The sequence below is a fragment of the Caballeronia humi genome, from assembly GCF_001544475.1.
GTDB classification, from domain to species: Bacteria; Pseudomonadota; Gammaproteobacteria; order Burkholderiales; family Burkholderiaceae; genus Caballeronia; species Caballeronia humi.
Genome location: NZ_FCNW02000008.1, coordinates 74822 through 86961, shown reverse-complemented (window position 1 = coordinate 86961; position 12140 = coordinate 74822). Strand labels below are relative to the sequence as shown.

Here is a 12140-nt window from a genome sequence, read left to right as displayed (position 1 = left end):
ACAAAACGCAATGGACGCACGAGCGAAAACAGGGGTTTCGATCCGATCGGCAGCGAAGCGCTACGGCCCCGTAGTCGCGCTCGACGACGTATCGCTCGAAATCGAGCCGGGCGAGTTCGTGTCGCTCCTCGGGCCTTCCGGATCGGGCAAGACGACGCTGCTCGGGATTCTCGGCGGCTTCGTGCAGCCGAGTTCGGGTGCGGTCTGGGTCGGCGATCGCGACATTACATTTGCGCCGCCGCACAAGCGCGACATCGGCATCGTGTTTCAGAACTACGCGCTCTTTCCGCACATGAGCGTCGGCGAGAACGTGGCCTTTCCGCTGCGCGCGCGGCGCCAGCCGAAATCGACGTGGGCGAAGAAAGTCGCCGATGCGCTCGCGATGGTCGAACTCTCGGGTTATGAGCATCGCGGCATCGGCCAGTTGTCGGGCGGCCAGCGGCAACGCGTGGCGCTCGCCCGCGCGATGGTCTTCGAGCCGCAACTGATCCTGATGGACGAGCCGCTCTCCGCGCTCGACAAGCAACTGCGCGAAACCATGCAGATCGAATTGCGCCGGCTGCATCGCAAGCTCGGCGCGACCATCGTCTATGTGACGCACGACCAGCGCGAGGCGCTCACGATGAGCGACCGCGTCGCCGTGCTGAAGAACGGCCGCCTCGTGCAGATCGACACGCCCGAGCGCTTATACGACCGTCCGTGCGATGCGTTCGTCGCGAGCTTCATCGGCGAGGCGACGCTGCTCGACGTAACGCGTGTCGGCGACGACGCCGTGCGCCTCGGCGACACGGTTCTGCGCACGGCGCACCCGCTGCCGCGCGGCGACAAGCTGCTGCTCGCGGTGCAGACCGAGAAGCTCGTGATCGACAGCGGCGAAGCCCGCGACGGCATGAACCGCCTGTCGTGCCGCGTCACCGAGGTGCTGTACCAGGGCGAGAGTCTGCGCGTTTTCGCCGTGCTCGCCGATGGCACCGCGATCAGCCTGCGCCAGCCCGGCAGCCACGATGCGCGCCAGCGCATTCCTCAACCGGGCGCGCAGATGAGCGTCACGCTCGATCCACAGGACACGATCGTCGTGCCTGCCTGAATTTTTCCGCTGCCCGCGCGCGGGCGTTCTTTCTCCCGATTCAAAGCAAACTGCACAAGGATGATTTCATGAAGCTCACCGATTTCAAGGTCCTGACGTTGGATGTCGTCGGCACGCTGATCAACTTCGAAGCGGGCGTGCTCGCCTCGGTGCGGCGCCTCGGCGGCCCGGCGGCGAAGGACCTGACCGACGACCAGATCTTCGAGCCGTACATGCGCGGCCGCGCGACGTATCCCGGCCGGTCGAGCCATGAAATGGCGAATGTGTATCTATCGCTCGCAAAGGAACTCGGCTTGCCCGACGATCCGCAATCGGCCGCCGCCTTCCAGCGCGACGTGCTCGAATGGCCCGCGTTCGAGGATTCGGTCGCGGCGTTGAAGCGCCTGCGCAAGCACTATCGACTGGTCGCGATGACGAACGCGGATCGCGTCGCGCTGTCGGCGTATGCGCACACGCTCGGCGATCCGTTCGACGACTCCGTCTGCGCCGATGAAACCGGCGTCGCCAAGCCCGACCCGCAATTCTTCGCATACAACCGCGGCCGTCAGGCAGCGTTCGGATTCAAGTTCGGCGAGATCCTGCATACGGCGCAGAGCCAGTATCACGATATCGGCATCGCGACCGAACTCGGTTATTCGACGTGCTGGATCGAGCGCCGCCAGGGTCTGAAGGGCTTCGGCGCGACGCCGGTGCCCGAAGCCGTCACGACGCCGACCTTCACGTTCCCGACGCTCGCCGCGCTCGCGGACGCCGTCGAAGCCGAAGCCCGCGCGGCCTGAACGCATGCTCGCGCCGACGACACCTTCGAGGCCGCAGCCCGATTCGCTCTGGCGGGCGCTGGCCGGTCCCGCGCCCGAAGGCGCGCCGCTCGAGCGTGACATCGATGTCGAGGTCGCGGTGATCGGCGCGGGTTATTCGGGACTCGCCGCCGCGTATGCGCTGCAAAAGCGCGGCGTCGAGTGCGTGGTGCTCGACGCGAACCCTGTCGGATGGGGCGCGAGCGGACGCAATGGCGGGGTGGTGTCGTCGAAGTTCAGGCTGTCGTTTCCGACGATCGACAAGCTGCACGGCATCGAGACGGCGAAACGCATGCACAGGCTCGCGCACGATGGCGTGCGCGTCGTCGAATCGTTCGTCGATGAATTCAAGCTGGAGCGCGCGCGCTTCGAGCACACGGGCAGCCTGCGTTGCGCGCACACGGAGCGTGCGCTTGCCTCAATCTGTGCCGAAGCCGACTGGGTCCGCCAGGCGCTCGGCGATACGTCGATGACCGTGCTCTCGCGCGAGGACGTGACGCGCGAGACGGGGTCGAAGGGCTTTGTCGGCGGCGTGCTGAGTGCGGATGCCGGCACGATCCTGCCGCTCGAATACGTGCGCGGACTCGCGCGCGGCATCGCGGCGCGCGGCGTGCCGATCTACGAATCGACGCCCGTTCTGGAAATGCGCCGCGCCGCTGGCGACACGCGCGTCACGCTGCGCACGCCGGGCGGCACGGTGCGCGCGAAGCAGGTGATCGTCGCGACGAATGCGTATTCGGACCTGACCTCGGCGACATCGAAATATCAGCGTGAACTCGTGCCGTTTCGCAGCGCGATGATCGCGACCGAGCGCCTGCCCGCCGAACTCGATGCGCGCCTGATGGTGGAAAACCGCAGTTACACCGAAACGCGGCGCATGATGAAGTGGTTCCGCAAGGCCGATGGCCGCATGCTCTTCGGCGGCCGCGACGCGTTCGGCAAGGAAGGCCAGATGACCGGCTTCGATGCGCTGCAACGCGCGATGGTCGGCCTCTTTCCGGAGCTGGCCGGCGTGCGCGTGGAGTATCGCTGGTCGGGTTACGTGGGCATGACGTTCAATTCGCTGCCGCATGTCGGCAGAAGCGATGATGCCACGACGTTTTGTCTGGGGTATAACGGAGCGGGGGTCGCGATGGCGAGCCTGCTGGGTCAGCACGCCGCGGCGCTCGCGCTCGGCGAGACGCCCGAGCTGGCGCTGCTCGCGGCGCCCGGTTTGCGGCCCGTGCCGTTTCATTCGCTGCGCGCGCCGGGTGTGAGACTCGTCGCGGCGTGGTATCAGTTCCTCGACGCCGTGGGTGCATGATGACGACCGCCAAGCGGATTCTCCAAGGACCCTCCCTGATGCAGGCAACCCAGTCCGATCCATCCGTTCGCTATCAGCGCCGCGAGGATCGCACGATGCTTCTTCTCATGACGCCGGCGCTCCTCGTGATCGTCGTGCTGCTGCTCGTCCCGCTCGTGTGGCTCTCGTGGCAATCGATCTGGCACGACGGCTTCACGTTCGAGAACTATCGGCGCATGTTCACGGGCGCTTACGTCGACACCTTCCTGCTGACCTTCAAGCTGAGCATCATCGTGACCGTCGTCACGCTGTTGCTCGGTTATCCCGTCGCGTACTTCGCGGCCTCGCTGCCGCCGAAACTGAGCGCGCTCGTCCTTGGCATGGTGATTTTGCCGTTCTGGACGAGCGTGCTCGTGCGCACTTACGCGTGGCTCGTGCTGCTTCAGCGCACCGGTCTCGTGAATAAAGCGCTGCTGGCGTCCGGCCTGATCGACCGGCCGGTGCAACTCGCGTACAACCAGTTCGGCACGATCATCGCGATGGTCCATATCCTTCTGCCGTTCATGGTCCTGCCGCTCTACTCCGCGATGCAGAAGATCCCGCCGAATCTCTCGCAAGCCGGTGCGAGCCTGGGCGGCTCGCCGCTGCATGTGTTCCTGCGCGTGTTCCTGCCGCTCTCGATGAGCGGCGTGCTCGCGGGCGTCACGCTCGTGTTCGTGCTGTGTCTTGGCTTCTACATCACGCCCGAGCTGATGGGTGGCGGCAAGTCGATCATGGTGTCGATGGTGGTGAGTCGCAACGTCGAGATCTATAACAGTTGGGGCGCAGCGAGCGCGGTGAGCGTCGTGCTGCTGATCTGCGTGTTCGCGATCTTCTATGCCGCGAGCCGCGTTGTGCCACTCGAAAAGACCCTGGGCGCGAAATGAAAAAGCTCTCGTTCGGACGGATCGTGCTTGGTGCCGTGGTCGCGCTGATCCTCGTGTTCCTGATGGTGCCGATATTGATCGTGGTGCCGCTGTCGTTCTCCGATACGCGCTTCATGACGTTCCCGCCCCCCGCGTACTCGCTGCGCTGGTATCACTCGTTCTTCGACAACCCCGCGTGGATCGACGCCGCCCGCACGACGCTCACCGCGTCCGTATGCGCCGCACTGATCGCGACGCCTCTCGGCGTGGCCGCCGCGTACGCGATCCAGAACGGCACGCACTGGATCATGCGCTACCTGCGCACGCTGCTGATGCTGCCGCTGATGGTGCCGATCATCATCGTCGCGGTCGGCGTGTTCTTCGTGTATTCGCAGGCGGGATACGTGAATACGCTCGGCGGGCTGATCGTCGCGGATACGATGCTCGGGCTGCCGTATGTGCTGATCTCCGTCGGCGCCGATCTGCGCACGTTCGACCGCACGCAGGAGATGGTCGCGCGCAGTCTCGGCATGAACCGTTTTCGCAGCTTCATGACGGTGACGCTGCCGCAGATCAAGGCAAGCGTGATTTCGGGCGCGGTGTTCGTGTTCATCCAGGCGCTCGATGAAACCGTCGTCGCGTTGTTCATCTCCGGCGGTTCGAACCAGACGCTCACGCGCCGCATGTTCGTCACGCTGCGCGACGAAATCGATCCGACCATCGCCGCGATCAGTACGATGCTGACTGCGCTGACGCTGTGCCTCGTCATGATCGTCGTGGTGAGCCGCCGCTCTTCGGCGGCGCGGGCCTGAACCTTCTTTCTGGATACCTGCTGCATGAATAACGCACTGAAGTTTTATATCGATGGCGCGTGGGTCGAGCCGTCCGGCACGGCCCGCTTGCCCGTCGTCGATCCGTGTACGGAGGAAGCGTTCGCCGAAGTCGCGATGGGCACGCCTGCCGACGTCGATCGCGCTGTCGCCGCCGCGAAACGCGCGTTCGCCTCGTTCTCGATGACGACGCCCGCCGAGCGTCTCGCGCTGATCCGACGCATCCTCGATGCGTTTCTCGCGCGGCACGACGAGATGGGCGACATCATCTCGCGCGAGATCGGCGCGCCGAAAGCGATGGCGCATGCGTGGCAGGCGGGCATCGGGAGGCGGCATCTGGAGGAACTGATCCGCACGTGCGAAACGTTCGAATGGCAGCGCATGAAGGGCACGACGCTCGTCAATCATGAACCGGTCGGAGTCGTCGCGCTGATCACGCCGTGGAACTGGCCGATCAATCAGATCGTCTGCAAGGCTGCGCCAGCGATTGCTGCGGGTTGCACGATGGTGCTCAAGCCTAGCGAGGTTTCGCCGCTCAATGCGGTGCTGTTCGCGGAGATTCTCGATGCGGCTGGCGTGCCGGCTGGCGTGTTCAATCTCGTGCACGGCGACGGGCCGACTGTCGGTGCGGCGCTTGCGGCGCACCCGGATGTCGATATGGTGTCGTTCACTGGCTCGACGCGTGCGGGTATCGAAGTCGCCAAGCTGGCGGCGCCGACGGTCAAGCGCGTGCATCAGGAGCTGGGCGGGAAGTCGGCGAATATCCTGCTCGATGACGTCGATTTCGAAGCGGCGGTGACGGCGGGGGTCAACTCGTGCTTTGGCAACAGCGGCCAGTCGTGCAATGCGCCGACGCGGATGCTCGTGCCTGAAGCTCGGCATGATGAAGCGGTCGAGATTGCGCGGCGGGCGGCCGAGGCGCATCGGGTCGGGCCTGCCGACGATGCTGCTACGACGATGGGGCCGGTTGTCAGCGATGTGCAGTTCGAGCGCGTGCAGCGGTTGATCGCGATCGGGATCGGTGAAGGGGCGCGGGTCGTGGCGGGTGGCTTGGGACGGCCGCAGGGGCTTGAGCGCGGGTACTACGTGCGACCCACGGTTTTTGCAGACGTGAAGCCTTCGATGACGATCGCTCGTGACGAGATCTTCGGGCCTGTGCTCGCGATCATGCCCTATCGCGATGAGGATGAAGCGGTAGCCATCGCTAACGATAGTCCGTTTGGGCTCGCGGCTTATGTTCAGTCGGGGGATTCGGAGCGGGCTCGGCGGGTGGGATTTCGGCTTAGGGCCGGGAGCGTGTATTTGAATTACCCGTCCTGGGATGCAGGGGCGCCGTTCGGCGGTTACAAGCAGTCAGGGAACGGACGCGAGTATGGGGAATGGGGGCTTGAGGCGTTTTTGGAGGTTAAGGCTTTAGTAGGGTTTGGGCGCTAGCGTTGCGACGTTGGGGCGCCTGGGCTTCGACGGAGATCATTTTCTTAGCGATCGATAGAACGCTAAAAATGCCAATTCCTTGGAAGCCTAAGCGCGCTAAATGGTCTTAAACGACCGCATCCCGTGCGCCGTCATCACTCGGCCAGCAACAGATCCCCGATCCTCTCAGCCACCATAACCGTCGGCACATTCGTATTCGCACAGGGGATCGATGGCATCAACGATGCGTCGCAGACATGGAGCCCCTCGACGCCATACACCGCCCCACGCGCATCGCAAACGGCGAGCGGATCATCAGCGGCACCCATGCGGCAAGTCCCCACCGGATGCCACGTGCCGCCCACGGAACGCGTCACGAAGTGCGTCAAAGCGCTGTCGTCGGCAAGCAGGTCGCGCAACGTCACACCTTGCGTGACAACGCGCCGCACGAGCCAACCACGCAACGGCCCGGCAATATCGAGCAGGCCGCTAAGCGCTCCGCGCTGCAAAGCATTCCAGGTGCCGGGCACCGCGACACTTGCCACACGCGGCGAATAGCTCGACGGAAACAGCGTCCCACGATGCTCTGCCATCATCGGATCACCAAGCGTCTTGGCGCCGAAGCGCAACGCAAGCTTCAGGCGCTCAAGATCTCGGGAATCCGAGAGCATGTTGAAGTTGACGGCGGGTTCATCGTGAGGATCGGTCGATGTCAGCTTGACGCGCCCGCGCGAGTACGACTTGTTGACCCAAAAGAATATCGTCCCCAGCCGATAACCGACCGAATGCCACCCTGATCGCGATAGGATCGCACCGTGCATATCGCCCGAAACCGTCCCGGGCACGCCCGAAGAAAACCGCACGATAGCCTGTTCATGATGCTCCTCTGGAAACGGTGTGCGAGCCGAGCGCGGCAGAAACGCCGACACCGCGATCGACGGATGCTCCATCAGATTGCCACCGACCCCGGCGCGATCGGCAACCACATCGATACCAAGCGCGGCAAGATCATCAGCCGGACCGATGCCGCTTCTCATGAGCAGCGCGGGACTATGAATTGCGCCCGCGCAGACGATCACACGCGCGGCGCGCAGCACCTCACGCTCGCCATTCCCGCCGATGACACTCGCGCCCACCGCGCGCTTGTCCTCGAACAACACGCGCTCGACAACGTGCCCCGTGCGAATCGTCAGGTTGGCACGCTTGCGCACGGTGTCGTCGAGATAGCAAACAGAAGTCGGGATGCGCTCGCCCGCATCGCTAACCGCGATCGATCCGATGAACGTTCCATCTTCCCACGGACCGTTCTGATCATCACGGCGGACGTGGCCGCGCGCGTCGAGTGTTCCGAGCACCGCGCGCACGAACGGCGAGATGCGGTCCCACGCTGCGCGCTGGATGCGCAGCGGACCGCTCGTGCCGTGCAACTCGCCGCCGAAGTCGCAATCGGTTTCGAGCTTGCGGAAGTAGGGCAGGCACGCGGACCAGTTCCAGCCTTTGGCGCCGAGCGCTTCCCATTCGTCGTAGTCGGCGGGAGCGCCGCGGTTCGCCATCAGCGCGTTGATCGCGGAGCCGCCGCCGAGCAGGCGCGCCTGTTCATAGCGCCTTGGTGCCGCAGACGACGTGCTCATGCGCGCCTGTAGTCTCTTCCAGATGTTCGATGTATCGAGGTAAGCACGCCCCGGATAGCGGCTGCGCACCGCGGCGGGCATGTTCGCCTGTGAGATGTCGCGGCCGGCCTCGACGAGGCATACGGTCTTGCCCGCATCTTCGGAAAGACGCGCGGCCAGCACGCAGCCGGCCGAGCCGCCGCCGAGTATCAGATAGTCGGTCAAAGACCGCTCACTGCATGAACTTGAGCCACCGCGCCTTGGCCTGCACACCGGCTTCCGATGCCCACCAATCCTCCGACATCAACGCCTGCTTCGCCGCATTCTCCGGCGAACTCGGCAATTCGCTCGCACGCTTGGGATCGATCTTGCCGGTCTTGAAGGCCGCCGGATTACCCGGACCATAGTCGATATAAAGCGGCAAGTTCGCCTGCAGTTCGGGCGACACAGCCGCATTGACGAAGCGAATCGCCTCCGGCAGATTCGGCGCGTTCTTGAGCACGCACAACTGCGTGTTCTGCAGGATGCCGTCGTTGAACGTGAAGTCGACGTCCGGATTGTCCTTGCGCACGGCGCTCGCGCGGCCGTTCCAGATCATCGTCATGTCGACTTCGCCGTCGTGCAGCAGTTGCGCCGATTGTCCGCCCGACGTCCACCACACCGTCACGTCCGGCTTGATCTGCTGCAGCTTCTTGAACGCGCGATCGACGTCGAGCGGATAGAGCTTGTCGCGCGAGACGCCATCGGCGAGCAGCGCGGCTTCGAGCACCGTCTGCGGATCGTTGCGCAACGCGCGCGTGCCGGGGAACGCCTTGACGTTCCAGAAATCGGCCCAGCTTTGCGGTACTTTCTTGAGCGATTTCTTGTTATAGCCGATGACGGTCGAATAGAACTCGTACGCGACCGAGTACGGCGTGCGGTACTTCTCGGGCATCGCGGCCGCGTTAGGGATCTTCGAAAAGTCGAGCGTTTCGAGCAGCCCTTCGCGGCCGCCGCGCAGACAGTTCGACGTCGGCGTATCGACGACGTCCCAAATGGGCTTGCCCGTCGCGGCCTGCGCCTTGATTTGCGGCCAGGCGTCCGGAATGCTTTCCTGGTTGATCGTGATGTTCAACTGCTTGGCAGCCGGGTCGAGGATGGCCTTGGTCTGCGCTTCCTGATACGTGCCGCCCTGCGAGACGAAGGTGATCTTGCCGGCGGCAAACGCGGGCGCATGGCTCGCAATGCCCAAGATTAGTGCGGCGGCAAGCGGGCGCAACAATGGCTTTGTTATCACGACTTTGTCCTCGAGACGGTTGGGCAAAAAAGTTCGTCGATGTAATGCTGTTTTTTGGCGCAGCCTGGGCGTAGCGGCAGCAAAGCGGCAACGGCGACGATATGCGAAGATACGACGCGCCGTCTTGTCTCCGCTTTAGCGTCGTCACTAAAAATATAGTGAGTCAATATGCTGGCGACAACGCCGGAATTGTTTGAGGCCCCATGACGTCATGTTATGGCAAGCTTGATCATGCGGTTTAAATTACCTGCTTGGCGGTAAAAATCTCCCAGATGAAATTATTCGATGATTCGCGCTAATCGATGAACGCAAACGTTTGCGCGCGCATTCTGTTTCAATCACACTCTCCAGAACAATTGCGCGGGGTGGATCGCGCTCGCGGCAAAATGCAGTGCGGTTCAATCAATAACAACGGAACGGACCATGCGCTTCCAATACGAGGCTTCGTCACCAGTGGAAAAGCAGTCGGAGCGCAGCCGGCAGGCGCACTTTCAGAGGTGGTTCTCGGCGTTTGCGAGTCTCGCGCACTCCAAATTGCCACTCGGTCCTTATCTGCAGCAAGTCACCGACACGCTCAAGGAAGTATCGGGCGTCGCGTCCGCTGTCGTCGAATGGATCGACGGCGAGGAACTCGTCTACCGCGCGGCGAGCGGCGAGGCAGCACGTCATATAGGCACGCGGCTTGCGGCGAGCGGAAGCCTGTCGGGGCTATGCATCACGCGGCAACAGGCGCTCATCTGCCGCGATACGTCCACCGATCATCGCGTAGACCGCGCGGCTTGCGAAGCGGTGGGTGCGATATCGATGGTCGTGGCGCCGGTGGTCTGCGAAGGACGATCGGTCGCGGTGCTCAAGCTGATTTCGCGCAAGGTCGATTACTTCAAGGCCACCGACGTCGGCATTCTGGACGCGTTCTGCGCCTGCATCGCGGTGACGATCGCGCGGGAAGAGGTCGCCTCCGAGAACGAGGCGCTGCAGAGGCAGAATGAAAGCGTCAGCGCGAATCTCACGGTCGAGTCGTCGCTGCGCATCGAGTACGAGAAGAAGCTCGCCGATGCGCTGAGGCGGCGGCGCACCGTGCTTGAAAACGCGCACGTTGCCTTCGTCTCGATGGACGAGGCGGGCATGATCGTCGACTGGAACAACGCGGCGGTGAACCTGTTCGGCTGGCGCGCGCAGGACGCCGTGGGCAAGGAACTCGCGGCGCTCTTGGTGCCCGAGCGCTTTCGCGACGCGCATCGCGCGGGCCTCACGCGCTATCTCGCGACGGGCGAGGCGCGCATGATCAACAAGCGCGTCGAGTTGCCCGCGTTGCGCCGCGACGGCTCCGAATTCCCGGCCGAACTCACGATCAGCGAGGTCTGGTTCGAGAGCCAGCGCCAGTTCACCTGCTTCGTGCACGACATCACGGACCGCCGCCGCGCCACCGAGGCCGATGAGCGCCTGCGCTCGCTGATCAATTCGGTCAGCGACTATGCGATCTACATGCTGGACCACGACGGCTTCGTGCGGTCGTGGAACGACGGCGCCCGCGCGATCTTCGGATACGTGGCGGATGAAGTGGTCGGCCGGCACATCGCGATGTTCTATTCGCCCGACGACCTTAACCGCGACATGCCCGGCGAAGAGCTGCGCAAGGCGGCCGCGAGCGGCCGCGTGGAAGAAGAGGGCTGGCGCGTGCGGCGCGACGGCTCGGCGTTCTGGGCGCATGTCATCATGACGGCGCTGCGCGATGGCGAAGGGCGGCAGCAGGGCTTCGTCAAGATCACGCGCGACATGACCGCGCGGCGCAGGCTGGAGGAACTGGAAGCGTCGAGCCGCAGGATGAACGAGTTCCTCGCGCTCCTCGGGCACGAGTTGCGCAACCCGCTCGCGCCGATACGCAATGCGGTGAGCATCCTCAAGGTGCAGGCATCGGACGATGCGAACGTCGTGAGGAGCCGCCAGATCGTCGATCGGCAGCTCGCGCATCTGACAAAGCTCGTCGACGATTTGCTCGACGCGGGCCGCATCAGTTCGGGAAAGATTCGCCTGACGAGCGAGACCGTCAACGTCGCGGATATCGTGCAACTGAGCGTCGAGGCGAGCCAGCCGCTCGTCGACGAGCGGCAGCAGCGGCTTGTCGTGGAGGGCGCCGGCATACCGCTCTTTATCCGGGGCGACGTGACGCGGCTCGTGCAGGCGCTCAACAATCTGCTGAACAATGCGTCGAAGTTCAGTCCGGTCGGTTCGGCGATTTCGCTACAGACCGGGGCGCATGCGAACGCGCTCGTGATCCGGATCATCGACAACGGTCGCGGCATTTCCGCCGAAGCGCTCGACAGGGTCTTCGATCTTTTCGTGCAGGAGCATGCACCGGGCGCGCATCCCGATGAGGGCGGGCTTGGCATCGGCCTCACGCTCGTGCGGGCCATCGCGGAGTTGCATGGCGGACACGTCGAAGCGCGCAGCAACGGCGCGGGGACGGGCAGCACGTTCAGCCTGTGGCTGCCGCTCGCACAGGCGCCATCGCGCGAAACCATCGCGCCGCCGCCAGCGGACATGGCGAAGAACCAGCAGCTCGACGTGCTCGTCGTCGATGACAACAAGGATTCCGCCGACAGCATGACGCTGCTCGCCGAAATGCTCGGGCACACGTCCCGTGCAACATACGACGGCCCCGGCGCGCTCGAGGAATTCGAGCGCCGCACGCCGCAGGTCGTGCTGCTCGATCTCTCGATGCCCGGCATGACCGGCTTCGACGTGATTCATCGGATGCGTGCGCTATGCGGCGAGCGCGTGATCATTGCGGCGATGACGGGCCTCGGCTCCGATGAGGACATCGCGCGCACGCAGGCGGCCGGTTTCGACGCGCATCTCGTCAAGCCGGTCGATCTGCCCGAACTCGAAGGCGTGCTGGCGCGCGCCGTGCGTTAAGTCAGCGTCTGCTGAACTCGCACC

General features: G+C 64.1%; 9 protein-coding genes. 7 read left to right on the top strand and 2 right to left on the bottom strand.

Going from position 1 to position 12140, the window contains the following annotated elements; translation table 11 throughout:
* Window positions 1–10: 10 nt before the first annotated feature.
* The 6 genes from AWB65_RS11135 (at window position 11) to AWB65_RS11110 (ending at window position 6335) form a co-directional block, all read left to right on the top strand.
* A complete protein-coding gene (locus AWB65_RS11135; RefSeq protein ID WP_087667216.1) occupies window positions 11–1087 on the top strand; it encodes an ABC transporter ATP-binding protein in 1077 nt (358 codons plus the stop codon).
* Between the two features lie 68 nt (window positions 1088–1155).
* Window positions 1156–1866 carry an HAD-IA family hydrolase gene (locus AWB65_RS11130; protein ID WP_087667215.1) on the top strand — a complete coding sequence of 237 codons (711 nt, stop codon included), beginning with the start codon at window positions 1156–1158 and terminating at the stop codon, window positions 1864–1866.
* A gap of 4 nt (window positions 1867–1870) precedes the next feature.
* Window positions 1871–3187 carry an NAD(P)/FAD-dependent oxidoreductase gene (locus tag AWB65_RS11125; protein WP_087667214.1) on the top strand — a complete coding sequence of 439 codons (1317 nt, stop codon included), beginning with the start codon at window positions 1871–1873 and terminating at the stop codon, window positions 3185–3187.
* Window positions 3188–3225: 38 nt separating this feature from the next.
* Window positions 3226–4092 carry an ABC transporter permease gene (locus tag AWB65_RS11120; RefSeq protein WP_235007589.1) on the top strand — a complete coding sequence of 289 codons (867 nt, stop codon included), beginning with the start codon at window positions 3226–3228 and terminating at the stop codon, window positions 4090–4092.
* Window positions 4089–4883, top strand: a complete 795-nt coding sequence (locus AWB65_RS11115) for an ABC transporter permease (RefSeq protein WP_087656963.1) — start codon at window positions 4089–4091, stop codon at window positions 4881–4883. Before AWB65_RS11120 ends, AWB65_RS11115 begins: the two co-directional genes overlap by 4 nt.
* Before the next feature lie 24 nt (window positions 4884–4907).
* On the top strand, window positions 4908–6335 hold the full coding sequence (locus AWB65_RS11110; RefSeq protein ID WP_087667212.1) for an aldehyde dehydrogenase family protein: 1428 nt from the start codon (window positions 4908–4910) through the stop codon (window positions 6333–6335).
* A gap of 134 nt (window positions 6336–6469) precedes the next feature.
* Here AWB65_RS11110 and AWB65_RS11105 read toward each other — a convergent pair whose 3' ends face one another.
* Window positions 6470–8149, bottom strand: coding sequence for a GMC family oxidoreductase (locus AWB65_RS11105; protein WP_087667211.1), 1680 nt, complete (start codon window positions 8147–8149; stop codon window positions 6470–6472).
* A gap of 7 nt (window positions 8150–8156) precedes the next feature.
* On the bottom strand, window positions 8157–9200 hold the full coding sequence (locus AWB65_RS11100) for an ABC transporter substrate-binding protein (protein WP_200821701.1): 1044 nt from the start codon (window positions 9198–9200) through the stop codon (window positions 8157–8159).
* 423 nt (window positions 9201–9623) lie between these two features.
* On the opposite strand from AWB65_RS11100, the gene AWB65_RS11095 reads away from it, so the two are divergent.
* Window positions 9624–12116 carry a PAS domain S-box protein gene (locus tag AWB65_RS11095; RefSeq protein ID WP_087667210.1) on the top strand — a complete coding sequence of 831 codons (2493 nt, stop codon included), beginning with the start codon at window positions 9624–9626 and terminating at the stop codon, window positions 12114–12116.
* The last annotated feature ends 24 nt before the right edge of the window (window positions 12117–12140 follow it).